General features: G+C 71.2%; 16 protein-coding genes. 7 read left to right on the forward strand and 9 right to left on the reverse strand.

Annotation, left to right across the window (positions count from 1 at the left end; translation table 11 throughout):
* The 4 genes from QT381_RS12350 to QT381_RS12365 all read right to left on the reverse strand — a co-directional run.
* Positions 1-2,010 (reverse strand): DNRLRE domain-containing protein (locus tag QT381_RS12350; RefSeq protein ID WP_289249334.1); only part of this gene is annotated, 2,010 nt, incomplete at its 3' end.
* Positions 2,011-2,227: 217 nt separating this feature from the next.
* Positions 2,228-3,202, reverse strand: a complete 975-nt coding sequence (locus QT381_RS12355; protein WP_289249335.1) for a protein kinase domain-containing protein — start codon at positions 3,200-3,202, stop codon at positions 2,228-2,230.
* Positions 3,199-3,675, reverse strand: coding sequence for a Cys-tRNA(Pro) deacylase (gene ybaK / locus QT381_RS12360; RefSeq protein WP_289249336.1), 477 nt, complete (start codon positions 3,673-3,675; stop codon positions 3,199-3,201). Before ybaK ends, QT381_RS12355 begins: the two co-directional genes overlap by 4 nt.
* A gap of 28 nt (positions 3,676-3,703) precedes the next feature.
* Positions 3,704-4,600, reverse strand: a complete 897-nt coding sequence (locus tag QT381_RS12365) for an AraC family transcriptional regulator (protein WP_289249337.1) — start codon at positions 4,598-4,600, stop codon at positions 3,704-3,706.
* A gap of 129 nt (positions 4,601-4,729) precedes the next feature.
* On the opposite strand from QT381_RS12365, the gene QT381_RS12370 reads away from it, so the two are divergent.
* Together QT381_RS12370 and QT381_RS12375 are read left to right on the forward strand one after the other, a co-directional pair.
* Positions 4,730-5,551 (forward strand): SDR family NAD(P)-dependent oxidoreductase, encoded by an 822-nt coding sequence (locus QT381_RS12370; protein ID WP_289249338.1) that lies wholly within the window; start codon positions 4,730-4,732, stop codon positions 5,549-5,551.
* Between the two features lie 25 nt (positions 5,552-5,576).
* Complete coding sequence (locus QT381_RS12375) at positions 5,577-6,581, forward strand: NAD(P)-dependent alcohol dehydrogenase (RefSeq protein WP_289249339.1); 1,005 nt, start codon at positions 5,577-5,579, stop codon at positions 6,579-6,581.
* Positions 6,582-6,630: 49 nt separating this feature from the next.
* On the opposite strand, the gene glgX is transcribed toward QT381_RS12375, so the two are convergent.
* A complete protein-coding gene (glgX, locus tag QT381_RS12380) occupies positions 6,631-8,700 on the reverse strand; it encodes a glycogen debranching protein GlgX (protein WP_289249340.1) in 2,070 nt (689 codons plus the stop codon).
* Between the two features lie 48 nt (positions 8,701-8,748).
* Here glgX and QT381_RS12385 point away from each other — a divergent pair, with 48 nt between their 5' ends.
* The 5 genes from QT381_RS12385 (at position 8,749) to QT381_RS12405 (ending at position 12,262) form a co-directional block, all read left to right on the forward strand.
* Positions 8,749-10,020 carry a cysteine desulfurase family protein gene (locus tag QT381_RS12385; protein ID WP_502877521.1) on the forward strand — a complete coding sequence of 424 codons (1,272 nt, stop codon included), beginning with the start codon at positions 8,749-8,751 and terminating at the stop codon, positions 10,018-10,020.
* Between the two features lie 94 nt (positions 10,021-10,114).
* Positions 10,115-10,684: a hypothetical protein gene (locus QT381_RS12390; protein ID WP_289249342.1), complete on the forward strand. Its 570-nt coding sequence runs from the start codon at positions 10,115-10,117 to the stop codon at positions 10,682-10,684.
* Between the two features lie 43 nt (positions 10,685-10,727).
* Positions 10,728-11,738, forward strand: coding sequence for a PHP domain-containing protein (locus tag QT381_RS12395; protein ID WP_289249343.1), 1,011 nt, complete (start codon positions 10,728-10,730; stop codon positions 11,736-11,738).
* Positions 11,739-11,759: 21 nt separating this feature from the next.
* Positions 11,760-12,077 (forward strand): ArsR/SmtB family transcription factor, encoded by a 318-nt coding sequence (locus tag QT381_RS12400; protein WP_289249344.1) that lies wholly within the window; start codon positions 11,760-11,762, stop codon positions 12,075-12,077.
* A 2-nt stretch (positions 12,078-12,079) separates the two neighbouring features.
* A complete protein-coding gene (locus QT381_RS12405) occupies positions 12,080-12,262 on the forward strand; it encodes a hypothetical protein (protein WP_289249345.1) in 183 nt (60 codons plus the stop codon).
* A gap of 12 nt (positions 12,263-12,274) precedes the next feature.
* On the opposite strand, the gene QT381_RS12410 is transcribed toward QT381_RS12405, so the two are convergent.
* The 4 genes from QT381_RS12410 to QT381_RS12425 all read right to left on the reverse strand — a co-directional run bounded on the left by QT381_RS12410 (position 12,275) and on the right by QT381_RS12425 (position 17,336).
* The gene (locus QT381_RS12410; protein ID WP_289249346.1) at positions 12,275-13,216 is read right to left on the reverse strand and encodes a carbohydrate ABC transporter permease; all 942 of its coding nucleotides are present in this window, start codon (positions 13,214-13,216) and stop codon (positions 12,275-12,277) included.
* A complete protein-coding gene (locus QT381_RS12415) occupies positions 13,216-14,193 on the reverse strand; it encodes a carbohydrate ABC transporter permease (RefSeq protein WP_502877515.1) in 978 nt (325 codons plus the stop codon). The genes QT381_RS12410 and QT381_RS12415 overlap by 1 nt, the downstream gene beginning before the upstream one ends.
* Before the next feature lie 72 nt (positions 14,194-14,265).
* On the reverse strand, positions 14,266-15,639 hold the full coding sequence (locus tag QT381_RS12420; protein WP_289249347.1) for an ABC transporter substrate-binding protein: 1,374 nt from the start codon (positions 15,637-15,639) through the stop codon (positions 14,266-14,268).
* An 11-nt stretch (positions 15,640-15,650) separates the two neighbouring features.
* Positions 15,651-17,336 (reverse strand): glycoside hydrolase family 13 protein, encoded by a 1,686-nt coding sequence (locus QT381_RS12425; protein ID WP_502877517.1) that lies wholly within the window; start codon positions 17,334-17,336, stop codon positions 15,651-15,653.
* Positions 17,337-17,373 lie beyond the last annotated feature (37 nt).

Consider the following 17,373-nt stretch of genomic DNA (forward strand, 5'->3'; position numbering starts at 1 on the left):
CGTGAGCGCCCACGCGCTGCCTCGACTAATTGGTCTGGTATCGACTGACCCATCGTCGAACTGCATGTGAACAGCTGTCGGTGCGTTGGTCCCGCCCGCACCGTCCAGCGAGAACGTGCACTTCGTCGGCTGGACCGGCGTACTGGCCCAGGCCCCGTTGACCAAGCTGCACCAGCTGATCGTCGGCGTCGGCGGAGCGCCGTAAGCGGTCTGAAACCACGCCCCGGGCCCCAGAACGGTCCAACTCGAGGAGAGCCCGTTGTCGGCAGTGGTGACCGCCTTCGCGCGCAGGTAATACAACGTGTCGTCCGAGAGGTCGGACCCGACCTGGCAGCCTTGAAGCGAACCGCTCGTTCTCTGGCCGGTGACGCACTCCGCGACTAGTGACTGTCCCGTCCCCGCGGTCGATTTGTGCACCTGGATGTCCAGCCCGACGTTGCCTTCGCGGTCGGTCGATTTCGCGAACACCCATGGACGTTTTGTGCTGACGTTCCAGGCCCCGCCCACCACGACGTTGTCGCCAGCCGTTGAGGTGTTGGCCACCTGCACCTCGGTTGGGAGCGTCGGCGGGTGATCCCACTCGACTCGCAACTTTGGCGGAGTTCCTCCATTAGCCGATGAGAAAGTCTTCCAACCACTGTTGCTGGTCTCGCTCGCGCGAAGCCCGAACATGGGATTGTCGCTTCCGGCGTCCGCCCAGGCCTGCGTGATGCCTGTGACGTCGAATGTGACCCAATCACTGGCGCAGCCCGGATTTCCATGTGCAGCACTTTGGGTGACCGCGCTCCCCGAGATCCCCGGCTGGTTGCCCCAAGTAGTGCTCGCCAGAGTTGCGTTGCCGGCCCAATAGACGCTGACGTTGGCTGCCGTGCAACTATACGAGTGATTATTCCAGAGATCGAGCTTCGCCCACGAGATCGTTGCGCCATCGATGTTGTCCGCGTCGAACTTGATGAACGATCGAGACTTGTTACCGCCGCTGTTGTATGTCCCGACCTCGAGCGTGTCGTAGCTGACGTAATTGTCGGAAGGATGATCAGAACGCACAAATGTGTCGCTGGTATTGTCTTTGAACGAAAAGGACGGGTCGATAGTGACCGGATACGACGTATCGGGGTCTGCCAGCCAGTCCGCGTCCGGGGAGATTTCGATCTGACTTCCATCCGCCGTGAGTGTCATATCCGACGTAGTCACGTTCGTCGGCGCACCTTCCGGGTTCGTCGACGCGTCCCACGTCTGAGCAGGACTGATAGTTCCGGCGGTGTCACCACTTTCCGTTTCGATTGTCATCCCGGATGCAGGCGATTGAGCCGTGTCTGCGATTTCCAGCCCCGCACCACTCACCTCTAGCGGAAGCGTCAGCGGCGCGGTAGGCGGAGCCTTGAGGACGAAGAACTGTTCGAGTCCGAATCGAGTCGCGGTGACAACGAGGTCCGTGTCCGGGGCTACGTCAGCGTAGGTCGCGGTATCGCCCTCGATCGTGGGTCTGGGAAGGCCACCCGCCCAGTCCAAGGCGAGTTGCCCGTCCCCGGCCGTGACGCTGGCCAGCGGAGCACCGCTGTCGCTACCCGCCGAAAGAGCGATATCCACGAACGGCGAGACCGGCGCGATCGTCCCATCGGCCTCCACCTGGAGCGTGAGGTCGACGTCGCGCCAGCCGCTCTCGGCCGTCTCGTCCTCGACCCGCACGGGAGCGGCCGAGATCTCCTCTTGCAGCGAGCCGTCGGGGGTGACGAACGTGAGCGTCGTCTCGGATCGCTCCGAAAGCACCTCGACACGCCGACCAGTGCCGGCAGCGTTGGCCACAGCCGACGCATAGTCGGGTGCCGCGAGGTCGCCGTACTCGTTCGTCTGAGAGCCCGTAGACGTCGACGCTTCCTCCACGGCCGCATCGGTACTGGTCTCGACGTTTGCAAGGTCCGCGTCGGCCGGCACTGCCTGAACGACGCTCGCGGCGAGCACCGCGACCGTGAATGCCGCCGAGTACGAAAGTCTGCGGAAGTCAAGCACGCCGTTCCCCACCGTCGCGCAGCGGAGTCAAGCCCGTTCGGCTTGTTCACATCACACTGTCATCCGAAGGGTAACCCAGTTCTCGCCCGACTGGTCTGCCCACGTCATGGGGTCACGGCCATCGCGTCAGCGCGACGAGTCCGGTGAGCATTCGCGGCTCATCGCATGCGGCCGCGACCTCAACCCGTTGCTGCGGGACGGATGAATGCCTGGCCGTCTACGGCGTGCGGGCGCGGAGCTTCTCGAGCACGTCGACCCAGTCCGCGGGCGTCGGCCGCTCCAGGGGCCGGGTGGCCCCGACGCGGAACGCCTTGTCGAACAGCCGTCGCACGGGCGTGGGCAGGCGCTCCGGGTCGGGGTAGCGGTTCGTCGCGACGAGCGGCGACTTGGGGCCGCCGACGTAGAAGCCGCGGCGCGCGAAGTCGATGGCCGCGGGACGATCGCCGCCGCCCGTCCACTCGCCGCCGAGGAACGGGTGCAGCCCCTCGAGCAGCAGCCGGTGGATGTGGATCGCGAGCGCGAACCAATCCGTCTCCGGACCGCGCCGCGTCGTCGAGAGCGGCAGTCCCACGAGCTCGGGCGCCGTATAGTCGCGATGCCCGACGTCGCACGTGTAGAGCTCGCCCTCGGGACTCGTGAACTGCATGGAGTCGGTGTCGACGAGGCTCACCCGGGCGGTCGAGTCGACGAGGATGTTGCGCTCGTTGAAGTCGCCGATGATCGCACCCGTGGAGTGCGCGACCTCGACGGCGCGGCACAGGTTGATGGCCGTGTGCACCCGGTTGCGGAACGCGAACGACGGCGCCCACTGCGGGATGTGCGCCGGAACGCGCGCGCCGTGCTTGATCTTGACGAGCTCGTGCAGCTCCATCGTGCGCGTCCACTCGATGCGCGGCATCGTGTAGCCCACCGCGACGCCGTTCTCGTAGACGATCTCCTCGGGCCACGCGAGCACGACGTGCCCGTCGGCCTGCGCGCGCGCGGGCGGCGGGAAGTCGATCATCACGGCGACCTTGGCGAGGCGGCGCTCGGGGTTGTTGTTGACGCTCAGCAGCGCCGCTCCGGAGGCGAGCGCGTGGTACACCTTCACGGCGAGATCGGGACGGTCCACGACCTCGGCGACGAGCCCCTCTCCCGCGGAGGAGATGGTGCGCCCGAGCACGATGGGACCGCTGTCGGTCGTGAGGTTCATGCGCGGCCGATCGGAGCCGTGACGCCGCCCGTGACGGCCAGAAGGTCGGTGGGGGCGAGCTCGATGTCGAAACCGCGACGGCCCCCGCTCACGAACACCGTGTCGTAGAGCTCCGCGGTCTCATCGAGCACCGTGCGGTGCGGCGACTTCTGGCCGATGGGGGAGATGCCGCCCACGATGTAGCCGGTGCGCCGCTCGGCGACCTTCGGATCGGCGAGGTCGGCCTTCTTGCCGCCCACCGCGCTCGCGAGCGCCTTGAGGTCGAGCCTGCCCGAGACCGGCACGATCGCGACGACGAGCTCGCCGTCCACATCCGTCATGAGCGTCTTGAAGACCTGCTCGGGGTCGAGGCCGAGCACGGTGGCCGCCTCGACGCCGAAGTCGCGGTTCGCGGCGTCGTGCTCGTAGGCGTGCGGGGTGAAGCGGATGCCGGCCGCTGTCAGCGCGACCGTCGCCGGAGTACCGAGTGCCACGCGCCCATTGTGGCAGAGCAGTCCGGTCTCACGGTGTGGGGGCCGGGCGCGTGCGGTACGCCGTCGGGGTCAAGCCGGTCTCGGCGAGGAACTGCCGGTTGAAGTTGGACAGGTTGCGGTAGCCGACGGTGCGCGAGATGGTCGACACCGTGTCGCGCGTGCCGTCGAGCAGCTTGCAGGCGTGCGCGATGCGCAGCCGGCGCACCATGGCGCTGAAGGTCTGACCGCTCGCGCGCTGGAAGGAGCGGGAGAACGCCGACTCCGACATTCCGACGATGCGCGCCGCGACCGACAGCCGCACGTCGTCGCCGATGCGGCCGAAGATGTACTCGAGGGCGCGGTTGACGAGCTCGGCGGATGCCGGGTCGTCCTGCGCGGGGATCCACTCGGTGGCGAGGCACCGGCGCTCGTCCTCCGGCGCGCTCGCCAGCGTGCCGAGGAGCTCGAGGGTCGCGACGAGGCGGGCGGTGCCCTCCGCGGCGCCGATCGCCTCGAGCAGCTCGGCGCCGCGCGCCGCGGTCGCGCCGAGGAACTCGATGCCGCGCGTCGAGCGGTCGAGCATCGGCCGCAGCTGGGCGAGCTCGGGCAGCAGGTCGACGCAGGCGCGGATCCAGCGGTCGTGGAACTGCAGTACGACGTCGCGGCCGACGACGCGCTCGCCGGGGGCCAGGTCGCTGATCCAGTGGTGCGGCAGCTCGGGACCGACGAGCACGAGCTGACCGGCGGCGAAGTTGCCGACCTGGTCGCCCACGATGAAGCGCCCGCTGCCCGCCGTGGTCAGGTGGATCTCGTACTCCGGGTGGAAGTTCCAGCGCGCGATCGGGCTCGGGTAGTCGTGCCGGTGCCAGCGCGCCGAGTAGCGCGGATCGTGGGGGATCACCTCGCGCACGGCGGGACTCGCCACGAGGCGCTCGGCGCGGGACATCGCAAAAAAGTATCAGTGTTCGCCGGATGCCGCGCTAGCCGCGCCATCCGGCGGCTCGTAGGTTGAGCCGCGGGGGACGACCCCGGTCGGCCTCAGTGTCGCGTACCGCCCGAGCGAAGGAGCTTGCCCATGTCCACCACACCGTCCTCGACCGCAGCGTCCTCGGCCGCAGCGACCTCGGCCGCGGTGGCACCGCATCCGTTCGATCTCGCCGGCCGGGTCGCGGTCGTGACGGGCGGCACCCGCGGCCTGGGCCGGGGATTCGCCGGCGCGCTCGGCGCGGCCGGCGCCACCATCGTGATCGTGGGGCGCGACGACGAGGCCGGCGCGGCCGCCGTGCGCGAGCTGCGCGCGGACGGCGTCACGGCCGAGTACCGGCACGCCGACGTCACGCGCCCGGATGACGTGCGCGGCATCCTGCGCGACGCTCTCGAGCGCTTCGGCCGGGTCGACATCCTGGTCAACAACGCGGGAGCGTGCGTGCACGCGCCCGCCCTCGAGGTCACCGAGGAGGACTGGCGTCACGTGCTCGACGTCAACCTCGACGCGGTCTGGTCGTGCTCGCAGATCTTCGGACGGCACTTCGTCGAGAGCCGCTCGGGCGTGATCGTGAACATCGGCTCGATGTCGGGGATCATCGTGAACCGCCCGCAGTGGCAGCCGGCCTACAACGCCTCGAAGGCGGCGGTGCACCACCTCACGAAGAGCCTCGCCGCGGAGTGGGCGCCGTTCGGCGTCCGCGTGAACGCGCTCGCGCCCGGCTACATCAAGACGGACATGTCGCCCGTCGACGATCCGGCGTTCCGGCAGCACTGGATCGACGACGCGCCCATGCGGCGCTACGGCACCGTCGAGGAGCTCGCGCCCGCGGTCGTGTTCCTCGCGAGCGACGCCTCCTCGTTCATCACCGGCTCGGTGCTCGTCGCCGACGGCGGCTACACGGCGTTCTAGGCCGGCGGAGGAGAGGCAGGAGATCATGACGAATCCCAGCGCGGTGCTCTACGCGCCCCACGACCTGCGGATCGAGGACCGGCCCGTGCCGGTGCCCGCCGCCCACGAGGTGCTCGTGCGCGTGCGCGCGGTCGGCATCTGCGGCTCCGACGTGCACTACTACGAGCACGGCCGGATCGGCCGCTACGTCGTCGAGCAGCCGATGGTCGTGGGCCACGAGTCGGCGGGCACGATCGTCGCGGTCGGCTCCGACGTCGACCCGGCGAGGATCGGCGAGCTCGTCGCCCTCGAGCCCGGCGTGCCGTGCCGCACCTGCGAGCAGTGCCTCGCCGGCCGGTACAACCTGTGCCCGTTCGTGGTGTTCTTCGCGACGCCGCCCGTCGACGGCTCGATCGCGTCTCTCGTGACCATCGACGCGGCGTTCGCGCATCCGGCTCCCGCGGGGCTGACGTTCGAGCAGGCCGCGATGGCCGAGCCGGTGTCGGTCGGGGTGTGGGCGGCGCGCAAGGCGTCGATCACGGTCGGCGACCGGGTGCTCGTCACCGGTGCCGGGCCGATCGGGCTGTACGCGGCGCAGGTCGCGCGTGCGTTCGGCGCCCGCCTCGTCACGGTGACGGATGTCAGCGAGTTCCGTCTCGGGGTCGCGCGCGAGCTCGGCTTCGACACCCGCCCGGCGGGGGAGCCGAGCGACGGCGCGTACGACGTGCTGCTCGAGTGCTCCGGCGCCGCACCCGCGCTCGCGGGCGGCATCGCGAGTCTCGCGCCGGCCGGCCGGGCCGTGCTCATCGGCATGGGGGCCGACACCGTGTCGATCGAGGTGCCGGTCGTGCAGGGCCGGGAGCTCACGATCTCGGGGATCTTCCGGTACGCGAACACCTACCCGACCGCGCTCGAGCTCATCGCGAGCGGCGCCGTGGACGCCACCGCGATCATCACGCACCGGTTCGGCATCGAGCACACCGAGGACGCCCTGACGATCGCCCGCCGCGACCCCGAGTCGCTCAAGGCGGTCGTGCTGCCGCCCGAGTGACGGCCGTGCCGGACGCCGGCGCGTGCCGGACGCCGGCGCGTGCCGGACGTCAGTGCGCGCGGAACAGCTGCATGCTCACCGGCGCGACCTCGAGCTCGGAGCCCGGGCCGTGCTCCAGCACGGCGTCGCCGAGGTTCTCGCGCGCCGAGTCCCACAGCAGGGTGTAGGCCGCGACGCCCTCGTGCTCGGGCAGCGTCACGGTGACCGGCTGCTCGAGGCCGTGCACGACGAGGAGGATGCGGTTGAGGTCCTCGAACTCGGGCGTCGAGGCCGCGAGGTACTGCAGGGTGCGCTCGGCCGGCGAGTCCCAGTCCTCCGGGGTCATCGACAGGCCCTCCTTGTTGTACCAGTCCATCTGGGTGGCGCTGCGCACGGTCTCGCCGAACCGCCCGTAGCGCACCGGGCGGAGCGCCGGGTTCTCGCGGCGCAGCCGGGTGAGCGTGCGGGTGACCTCGAGCAGGTCCCGCTGCCACGGCACGTGGTCCCAGTCGAGCCAGGTGAGCTCCGAGTCGTGGCAGTAGGCGTTGTTGTTGCCGAACTGGGTGCGGCCGAACTCATCCCCGGCCGTGATCATCGGGATGCCCGCCGAGAGCAGCAGCGTGCCGAGCAGGTTGCGGATCGCCCGGTGCCGGTGCGCGTTGATGGTCGCATCGCTCGTCGGGCCCTCGACGCCGTGGTTGAACGAGTGGTTGTCGTTCGTGCCGTCGCGGTTGTTCTCGCCGTTGCCGAGGTTGTGCTTCGTGTAGTACGCCGTGAGGTCGGCCATCGTGAAGCCGTCGTGCGCGGTGATGAAGTTGACGGATGCCATCGGCCCGCGGTACTGGCTGAACACGTGCGCGCTGCCCGCGAGCCGGCGCGCGAGCGGACCGATCCCGTTCGGCGCGAGGCCGTTGGCGCGGGCGGCGCCGATGTCGGTGAGCCAGAAGTCCCGCATCCGGTTGCGGTAGCCGTCGTTCCACTCGCTGTAGCCGTCGGGGAACCGGCCGACCTGCCAGCCGTCCGGCCCCACGTCCCACGGCTCGCTGATGAGCTTGAGGCCGGCGAGCGCCGGATCGTCGCGGATCGCGATGAGCAACGGATGCTGCGGGTCGAAGTGCGCCTGCGCGTCGCGCCCGAGCGTGGCCATCAGGTCGAAGCGGAAGCCGTCGATCTGCACGTCCGTCGCCCAGTAGCGCAGCGAGTCGAGGATGAGCTCGCGCACGGCCGGCACCGACGCGTCGAGCGTGTTGCCGCATCCGGTGACGTCGAAGTAGCCGCCGTCCGGCTGCACGCGGTAGTAGCTCGCGTTGTCGAGGCCGCGCAGGCTCGACGTCGGTCCGGTGGGGCCCTCCTCCGAGGTGTGGTTGTAGACGACGTCGAGGATGACCTCGAGTCCGGCCTCGTGCAGCGCCTTGACCATGCCCTTGACCTCGCGCAGCACCGCGCCGGGGCCGCTGTTCCGCGCCGCCTTCGTCGCGTAGGCGCCGTGCGGCGCGAAGAAGCCGAGCGTGTTGTAGCCCCAGTAGTTCAGCCGGCCCTGGGCGATGAGGCGCTGCTCGCTCACCGACTGGTGCACGGGCAGCAGCTCGACGCTCGTGACGCCGAGGCTCCGCAGATAGTCGATCGTGCCCGGGTGGCCGAGTCCCGCGTAGGTGCCGCGGAGCTCGGGCGCCAGCCAGGGCGCACGCCGGGTGAGTCCCTTGACGTGCGCCTCGTAGACGACCGCGTGGTCGAGCGGCACGCCGGGCTTCTCGACCCCGTCCCAGTCGAACGCGTCGTCGATCACCGTGGAGACGAAGCCGCCGTCGACCGGCCAGAGGCCGCGCGCGTACGGGTCGAGCAGCTCGAGGCCGGCGTCGAACGCGTGCGTCGGGCCCGCGGGTCCCTCGGCTCGGAGCGCGTAGCGCGTGCCGACCGCGAGCCGCGGCGAGCGCCCCTCCCAGATCGAGCCCGCGCCGCGGGTCATCCGCACCGACTCGACCGCCCAGGTCGGATCGCGGTCGTCGAGCACGCACAGGGTCATCGCCGTCGCGTGCGCGCTGAACACGCGCACGACGCCGCCGCCGGCCTCGAGGGTCACGCCCAGGCGGGCGACGTCGGGACCGGACACGACGAGCAGGGTATCGGGCGCGTGGGTCATGCTTGTTACGTGGGACCGGTCTATCTCGATCACGCCGCCACCTCGCCGATGCCGCGCGAGGTCATCGACGTGTACGCGGCCGCGCTCGCGACCGTCGGCAACCCGTCGTCGATCCACGCGCAGGGGCAGGGCGCGAGAGCCGTGCTCGAGGATGCGCGCGAGCGCGTCGCCGCCTCGCTCGGAGCGGATGCCGTCGAGGTCGTGCTCACCGGCGGCGGCACCGAGGCGGTCAACACCGCGATCAAGGGGCTGTACTGGGCGCAGACCGGCGGCGGACGTCGGTCGCCGGCTCCCGGTCCGGACGCCGACGCGCCCGGTGCTGGGGTCGCGGCGACGCCGGCGCGTCGCTCACCGCTCCGCCGCGCGGCGCCGGGGTCGCGCGACGCGGGCGGGCCCCCGACGGCTCCACCGCGCGCGCGCATCGTCGTGCCCCGCGGCGAGCACCACGCGACGCTCGACGCCGTGGAGTGGCTCGAGCGGCACGAGGGCGCCGGGGTGACCTGGATCGACCTCGACGAGCGCGGGCGGATCGATGTCGCGGCGTTCGAGCGGGCGCTCGGCCCGGATGTCGCGCTCGCCACCGCGATCTGGGCGAACAACGAGGTCGGCACCATCCAGCCGGTCGCCGAGCTCGCGGCGCTCGCCGCGGCCCACGGCGTGCCGCTGCACCTGGACGCGATCGCGGCGTACGGCTACCTGCCGATCGACGCGCACGCCCTCGGCGTCGCCGCGCTCTCGGTGAGCGCGCACAAGATCGGCGGCCCGGTCGGCATCGGCGCGCTCTACCTCGCGCGCACCGCCGCCGTCGTGCCGCTCGTGCACGGCGGCGAGCAGCAGCGGGCCCGGTCCGGCACGCAGGACGCCGCGGGCGCGGCCGCCTTCGCGGCCGCCGCGGACCGGGCGACGGCCGCGCTCCCGGAGCGCACCGCCCGCCTGCGCGCGCTGCGCGACCGGCTGATCGACGGCATCCGCTCGTCCGTGCCGCAGGCGGTGCTGCGCGGCGACCCGGTCGACCGCCTGCCCGGGAACGTGCACGTCACCGTGCCCGGGTGCGAGGGCGACTCGCTGCTGTTCCTGCTCGACGTCGCGGGCTTCTCGGTGTCGACCGGGTCGGCGTGCCGCGCGGGGGTGCTCGAGGCGAGCCACGTGCTGCTCGCGATGGGCGTGCCGGAGACGGATGCGCGGGGCGCCCTGCGCGTGACGATCGGCGACGAGACCGCGGCCGACGAGATCGACGCGCTCGTGGCGGCGCTCCCGGCCGCGGTCGAGCGCGCCACGGCGGCCGGGCTCGCCGACCGCGAGCCCGCGCTCGGGCGCTGACCGGGCGGCGCTGACCGGGCGGCGCTGACCGGGCGGCGGTGCATGGACCCCGGGCACGGGCTCGGGCAGGGGCCGCGGGCATAGGATCGAGGCGATGACCAGGACACGGCGATTGCTCACGATAACCGGCGCGGCCGTGCTCTGCGCCGTGCTCGGCGCCTCGCTCGCGGCGTGCACGCCCGGCGTGCCCGGTGACGGCGCGTCCTCGTCGCGCCCGTCGAGCCCCGCGCCCGTGCCGAGCGCCTCGTACGACGACGCGATCGTGCCGGATGTCGCCGGCGCGCTGGACGAGGACAGCGCGGGCACCGAGGCGGTGCGGCTCGCCGACGCGATCCAGGGACTCATCCCGGCATCGTCGATCGTGTACGTCGACGACCACGCCCAGTACGTCGACGCGACGAAGGACAGCGCCGCGTACTACGGCGTCATCCGCACGATCACGCTCGAGGGCGGCGCCGACGCGACGGCGATCTCCGCCTCGATCATCGCGTCGCTCGAGGCGAGCGGGTGGACCCAGAGCCAGGCGACGGACCAGAACGGCCTCGCGCTCACCGCCCTCGTCTCGAGCCTCGACCCGGCCGCGTGGTTCGTGCTCGTCGGCGGCGACGCGACGGGCACGCAGCCGGTCGTCTCGCTCCAGCTCGCGAGCCCGGACCTGACCTGACCCTGACCCTGACCCTGACCCTGACCCTGGCCTGACACGACCCATGGACCCCGTCGACGCGCTCACCGAGATCGCCTTTCTGCTCGAGCGCGAGCGGGCGAACGCGTTCACGGCGAAGGCGTTCCGGCGCGCCGCGGCGGCCGTCGGGTCCGCGCCCGCGGACGCGAGAACGGATGCCGCCCGCCTCGCCCGGCTGCCGGGTGTCGGTGACACCACGGCCCGCGTCATCCGCGAGGCCCTCGCCGGCGACGTGCCGGGCTATCTCGCCGAGCTGCGGGAGCACGCGGGCGTCGCGCCACGGGCGTCGAGCCTGCGGGGCGCGCTGCGCGGCGACCTGCACGCGCACTCGGACTGGTCCGACGGCACCACCTCGATCGACTCGATGGCGGATGCCGCTGCCGCCCTCGGGCACGAGTACCTCGCGCTGACCGACCACTCGCCGCGGCTGCGGGTCGCGCGCGGGCTCTCCGCCGATCGCCTCGAGGAGCAGCTCGAGGTCGTCGCGGGCGTCCACCGCGAGGGCTTCACCCTGCTCACGGGCATCGAGGTCGACATCCTCGACGACGGCGCGCTCGACCAGCGCGACGACCTGCTCGACCGGCTCGACGTCGTCGTCGCGAGCGCCCACTCGACGCTGCGGATGGAGAGACGTCCGATGACCCGGCGTCTCGTCGCCGCGGCGTCGAACCCCCGCGTCGACGTGCTCGGGCACGTCACGGGCCGGCTCGTCGAGGGCGCGCGCGGCACCCGGCCGCCGTCCGTCTTCGACCCGGAGCCGGTGTTCGCGGCGTGCGCGGCATCCGGGGTCGCGGTGGAGATCAACTCCCGGCCGGAGCGGCAGGACCCGCCGGACGACCTCATCCGTCTCGCCCTCGACGCGGGCTGCCTGTTCTCGATCGACTCCGACGCGCACGCGCCCGGCCAGCTCTCGCTGCTCGACCACGGCGCCGCGCGTGCCGAGGCGCTCGGCGTGCCCGCCGATCGCATCATCACGACCTGGCCGCTCGATCGACTGCGCGCGCACCTGGAGCGAACCCATTTGCACCACATGTAAGTTTTCGCTTACAGTAGGGTCGTGGACGTCGACGAGCTGAGCGCGAGGCTCACCGCGATCGCGAGCACGCAGCGGCTGCGGATCCTCGCGGAGCTCGCGGGCGGCGCGGTGCACGTGAGCGAGCTCGCGCGGCGGGTCGGCATGAGCCGGGCGCTGCTCTACATGCACCTCACGCGACTCGAGGAGAGCGGCTACGTGACCGGGCGCCTCGAGCTCGGCCCCGACGGCAAGGCGCTCAAGCTGTTCGACCTCGAGCCGTTCGAGGTGACCGTCGACATCCGTTCCATCCTCGCCGCCGTCGCGGTGAGCCCGACCCCCCCATCACGAGAGCAGGACTGACCATGGAGAACTGGGGCTACAGCCTGTGGGCGCTCATCCCGATCCTCGGGGTGCTCGGCTACGGCATCACGAAGATCATCGAGGCGAGCCGGAAGCCGAGAGCGGATGCGGCGCTCACCGCCCGGGTCTCGGAGCTGGAAGCGCGCATCGCGGCCCTCGAGAAGACGATCAACGACATCCCCTGAACCGCCTCGGTCTCAGCCCTTGACCGCGCCGCCGAGGCCGGCGCCGCGGAGGATGAGGCGCTGGAACACGAGGAACAGCACGATCGGGATGAGCGTCGAGATCGCGAGCGCCGCGAGGTAGACGTCGAGCTCGATCGCCTTCTGCAGGGTGGGCAGCCGCACGGAGAGCGGTTGCACCGCGGGATCGCGCAGCACGAGCAGCGGCCAGAGGTAGTCCTTCCACGCCGCGATGACCGCGAACACCGAGACCACGCCGAGGATCGGCTTCGACATCGGAAGCACGATCGACCAGAACAGGCGGAACGGCCCGGCTCCGTCGGTGCGTGCCGCCTCGAACACCTCGCGTGGCAGCGAGTCGAAGAAGCGCGTGACGAGCAGGATGTTGAACGCGTTCGCGCCCGCCGGCAGCCAGACCGCCCAGAACGTGTTGAGCATCGACTGGCCGATGAGCGGCGGGTGCAGCACGACGAGGTAGAGCGGCACGAGCAGCACGATCGCCGGCACGAACAGGGTCGCGAGCACCATGCCGTTGAGCACCCGGGCGATCCGCGGGCGCAGCACGCTGAGCACGTAGCCGGCCGTCGTCGCGACGAGGATCTGCACCGCCCAGGAGCCGAGCGCGATCCAGATCGTGTTGACGAACTGCACGTCGATGTGCACCTCGGTCCACGCCGTGACGAGGTTCTGCAGGTCGACCCCGTGCGGGAACAGCCCCATCGGGTCGCGCAGCGTGTCCTGCGTGGGCGTCACGGCCGCCTTGAACAGCCACAGGATCGGTCCGAGGCCGACGACGACGAGCAGCACGAGCAGGATGCCGTGCAGTGCCCGGTAGCTGCGCCGAACGACGGGCCGGCGACGGTCGGCGGCCGAGGCGATGCCGCGGTCCTCGGGCTCGACGAGACGGGGCCGGACGAGACGGGGCTGGACGCGACGGCGGGGTCGGGCGATGGTCATCAGCTGCTCCAGCGCCGGGTGATCCGGAAGTACACGATCGAGAGCACCGCGAGCAGCACCGCGAGCACGAGACTGAGGGCCGTGGCGGCGCCGTAGTCGCCGCCCAGGCTGTTCTGGAACGCGTAGCGGTAGACGAGCAGCAGGATCGTGAGGGTGGAGTTGTTCGGGCCGCCGCCCGTGAACAGGAACGGTTCGAGGAAGACCTGCGCGGTGCCGATGACCTGCAGGATGAGCGTCACGAACAGCACGCCGCGCAGCTGCGGAAGCGTCACGTGCTGGATCTTGCGCCACAGGCCCGCGCCGTCCACCTCCGCGGCGTCGTAGAGCTCGGGAGGCACGGAGGTGAGGGCCGCGAGATAGATGATGACGGTGCCGCCCGCGGCGGCCCACGTCGCCTCGACGACGAGCGACGGCATGGCGGCGACGGCGTTCTGGATCCACGGCTGCGGCGGGATGCCGACCCAGCCCAGCACCGTGTTGAACACGCCGGTCGGGTTGGCGTCGTAGAAGAACTTCCACAGCAGCACGGCGACGACGGGCGGCACGACGACCGGCAGGTAGGCGAGCGCGGTGAACAGGCCGCGGAGCCGGCGAACCTCGCTCATGAGCACCGCAGCGACGAGCGGGACGGGGTACCCGAACAGCAGCGCGAGCAGCGCGAACCAGCCCGTGTTGCGCAGCGCGACCCAGGTGTCGGGGTTCTTGAGCACGGTCACGAAGTTCGCGAGCCCGACCCAGGTCGGATCGGTCACGAGGTTGGTCTTCTGCAGGCTCATGATCGCGGCCTGCACGATCGGGTACCAGGAGAAGACGCCGAACACGACGAGCATCGGCACCAGGAAGACGAGGGTGGCGAGTCCGCCGCGCAGCAGCACGAGGGGGGAGCCGCGGCGTCGGCGTCGTGGGGGAGCCGAGCCGTCCGGGAGGACGGCGGCAATCGGCGCGTCGGCGCCGGGTCGCAGCTCGGTGGTGGTCACGGGGTGTCCTTCGCGAGGGGTGGCCGGCCGGCACCCGGGAGTGGATGCCGACCGGCCGGGAGGGGAGGGGCGTCAGGCGTCGGCGTCGACGAGCGCCTGCACGTCGGTGTTCACCCGCGTGAGCAGCGAGTCGATGTCGGCGTTCTCATCCGTCAGCACGGCCTGCACGACGTTGTCGAGCGCGGCGTAGAGCTCCTGCGTGTGCGCCTTCGGCTCGGGCAGGATCGGCTGGTCGAAGATGCCGTCGAGGAAGAACTGCACCTGGTCCTGGGGCACGTTGATGTAGTCCTTCACCCACTCCCGTGAGGTGTCGAGCGTCGCCTGATCGAAGATCGGCAGGGCCGGGACGCCGACCGGCTGGTCGGACTCGGAGAGCGTCTTCGCGTCGAGCACGGCGGCGTCCTGGTTCACGAGCTTCTGCATGTAGTAGAAGTCGATCCATTTCACGGCGGCGGCCCGATGGGCATCGTCGGCCTTGATGTTCACGGCCGCGACGGTGCCGCCGGTCAGCACGCCGGCATCCGCGCCCTCGAGCGGGAGTGTCGTGAGTCCGTACGTCGCCGGGTCGAGCTTCTGCGCCTGGACGAGGTTCGTGTAGATGTCGCTGCCCGACGTGTACATGCCGATCTCGCCCGCGCCGAACGCCTGGTTGATGGTGCCCCAGTCGAGCAGGAAGTTGTTGCCCATGGCGTCGTCGTCCCAGCGGAGCGTGTGGAGGTACTCGAGGGCCGCCTTCGTGCCGGTGTTGTCCGCCGTCACGGTCACCGTGTCGCCGTGGACCGTCTCGAGCCGTCCGCCGCGCGCATAGGTCGCGACCGCGAGCTGCCAGCCCCCGGTGTTGTTCTGCGTCATCGTCGCGTAGCCGGCCTTGCCGGTCTTCTCCGCGATGGTCTTCGCGTCGGCCCGCACCTCGTCCCACGTCGTCGGCGGGGAGTCGGGGTCGAGACCGGCCTGCTCGAACAGCGCCCGGTTGTAGTGCAGGGCGTTGCCGTACGCCGCCGTCGGGACACCGAAGATCCTGCCGCCGGCGTCCGACGAGACCGCGAGCACGTTCGGGTTGAACGACGCCGCGTAGTCGAGGCCGTTCACCTCGTCGGTGAGGTCGGCGAGCTGCCCGTTGGCGATGAGGGTCTGGACGTCGGTGAACGGGATGGTGAACACGTCGGGCAGTGTGCCGCCGGCGAGCTGCGCCGCGAACGTGGGGCCCGTCCACTCGTACTCCTCGCTCGTGACGTGGATGTCGGGGTTCGCCTTCTCGAACTGCTCGACCTGGGCGTCGAAGGCGTCGAACGCCTTCTGGTCGCTGCCCGGGATGAGGGAGACGACGCGCAGATCGACCTTGCCGTCGGCGGTCGTGGCGGCCGGCGTGGGGGAGCACGCGGCCAGGGATGCGGCGGTCGCGAGCGCGGCGAGGCCGGCGATCGCGATCCTGCGGGATGACTTCATTGTCGTGCCTTTCATCGGTGAGGGGTCTCCGCCGGCGCGGGACGCACCCACGCGGTGGAGTCGGAGGGGAGCGCGTCGTCGACGAGCTCGGAGCTGGCCAGGAGCAGCTCCGCGCCGCGCGGCAGAGCGACGGGACGGCCCGCGACGTTCGCGAGACACACGAGGCCGTCGCCGCGCGCGAACGCGAGCACGTCGTCCGGTGCGTCTATCCACGCGAACGGCGCGCTCTCGAACGAGCGACGCAGACGGATGGCGCGCCGGTACAGCGAGAGCATCGAGCCTGGATCCGCGGCCTGCCGCTCCGCGGTGAGCCCTCCCCAGTCGGCGGGCTGCGGCAGCCACGTCGCGCTCGTCGAGGAGAAGCCGTACGGCGGCTCGTCCCCCGTCCAGGGCAGCGGCACGCGGCATCCGTCCCGTCCCGGGTCGACCCCGCCGGAGCGGAAGTGCATCGGATCCTCGCGCGCCCCGCTCGGGAGGTCCTCGACCTCGGGCAGGCCGAGCTCGTCGCCCTGGTAGATGTAGAGGCTGCCGGGCAGCGCGGCGACGAGCAGCGCGGCGGCGCGTGCGCGGCGGGTGCCCAGCTCGCGGTCGGTGGGGGTGCCGAACCTCTTCGTGGCGAACGCGAACGCGGTGTCCGCGCGCCCGTACCGGGTGACCGGTCGCGTGACGTCGTGGTTGGAGAGCACCCACGTCGACGGCGCACCGACGGGCGCGTGCGCGGCGAGCATCGTGGCGATCGACTCGCGCAGCTGGTCGGCGCGCCACTCGCGCGACATGAAGTCGAAGTTGAAGGCCGTGTGCAGCTCGTCGGGGCGCAGATAGGCGGCGAAGCGGTCGGCGTCCGGCATCCAGACCTCGCCGATCAGGATGCGCGTGCCGCGGTAGCCGTCCGCGAGCGCGCGCCAGGAGCGGTAGATCTCGTGCACACCGTCGCGATCGGTGTTGGGATGCCGGCCGGGCAGCGGAGCATCGGGCACCTCGGGCAACGCGGGGTCCTTGACGAGCAGCGCGGCGGAGTCGATCCGCACTCCCGCAACGCCGCGATCGAACCAGAACCGCAGCACGTCCTCGTGCTCGCGTCGCACGTCGGGGTGCTCCCAGTTGAGGTCGGGCTGCTCGGGAGCGAACAGGTGCAGATACCACTCACCGGGCGTGCCGTCGGCGTCGGCGGTGCGGGTCCAGGTGCCGCCCTGGAAGTTCGACACCCAGTTGGTCGGGGGCGTGGCGCCGCCGCGGAACCAGAACCGCTCCCGCTCGGGCGAGCCGGGCCCCGCGGCGAGCGCCCGCCGGAACCACGGATGCCGCGACGACACGTGGTTCGGCACGATGTCGACGATCGTGCGGATGCCGAGAGCGAGCGCCTCGGCGATGAACGCCTCCGCCTGAGCGAGATCGCCGAAGGCCGGGTGGATGCGCCGGTAGTCCTCGACGTCGTAGCCGCCGTCCGCCATGGGGGAGGCGTACCAGGGCGTGAACCACACCGCGTCGATGCCGAGATCACGCAGGTACGGCAACCGGGAGCGAACGCCCGCGAGGTCGCCGACCCCGTCGCCGTCGCCGTCGGCGAAGCTGCGCGGGTAGATCTCGTAGACCACGGCGTGACGCCACCAGTCCGGATCGTCGGGCGGCGTTACGCGTCGCGACCGCGGTGTGTCGGCGGGCGTGCCGGCGGCGCGGGGCTCGAGGGTGTGGGTCACGGTGCTCTCTCGGATCGGGACGGGCGTGACCGCGGTC

The sequence above is a fragment of the Galbitalea sp. SE-J8 genome, from assembly GCF_030345695.1.
Taxonomy (GTDB): Bacteria; Actinomycetota; Actinomycetes; order Actinomycetales; family Microbacteriaceae; genus JAUASV01.

Coding starts and splice junctions, on each gene's coding strand:
- QT381_RS12355 (WP_289249335.1), bottom strand. CDS start 3,202: ATGAACCTCACGACCGACAGCGGTCCCATCGTGCTCGGGCGCACCATC.
- QT381_RS12410 (WP_289249346.1), bottom strand. CDS start 13,216: ATGACCATCGCCCGACCCCGCCGTCGCGTCCAGCCCCGTCTCGTCCGG.
- glgX (WP_289249340.1), bottom strand. CDS start 8,700: ATGACCCACGCGCCCGATACCCTGCTCGTCGTGTCCGGTCCCGACGTC.
- QT381_RS12395 (WP_289249343.1), top strand. CDS start 10,728: ATGGACCCCGTCGACGCGCTCACCGAGATCGCCTTTCTGCTCGAGCGC.
- QT381_RS12420 (WP_289249347.1), bottom strand. CDS start 15,639: ATGAAGTCATCCCGCAGGATCGCGATCGCCGGCCTCGCCGCGCTCGCG.
- QT381_RS12385 (WP_502877521.1), top strand. CDS start 8,749: ATGCCGCGCGAGGTCATCGACGTGTACGCGGCCGCGCTCGCGACCGTC.
- QT381_RS12405 (WP_289249345.1), top strand. CDS start 12,080: ATGGAGAACTGGGGCTACAGCCTGTGGGCGCTCATCCCGATCCTCGGG.
- QT381_RS12390 (WP_289249342.1), top strand. CDS start 10,115: ATGACCAGGACACGGCGATTGCTCACGATAACCGGCGCGGCCGTGCTC.
- QT381_RS12365 (WP_289249337.1), bottom strand. CDS start 4,600: ATGTCCCGCGCCGAGCGCCTCGTGGCGAGTCCCGCCGTGCGCGAGGTG.
- QT381_RS12370 (WP_289249338.1), top strand. CDS start 4,730: ATGTCCACCACACCGTCCTCGACCGCAGCGTCCTCGGCCGCAGCGACC.
- QT381_RS12375 (WP_289249339.1), top strand. CDS start 5,577: ATGACGAATCCCAGCGCGGTGCTCTACGCGCCCCACGACCTGCGGATC.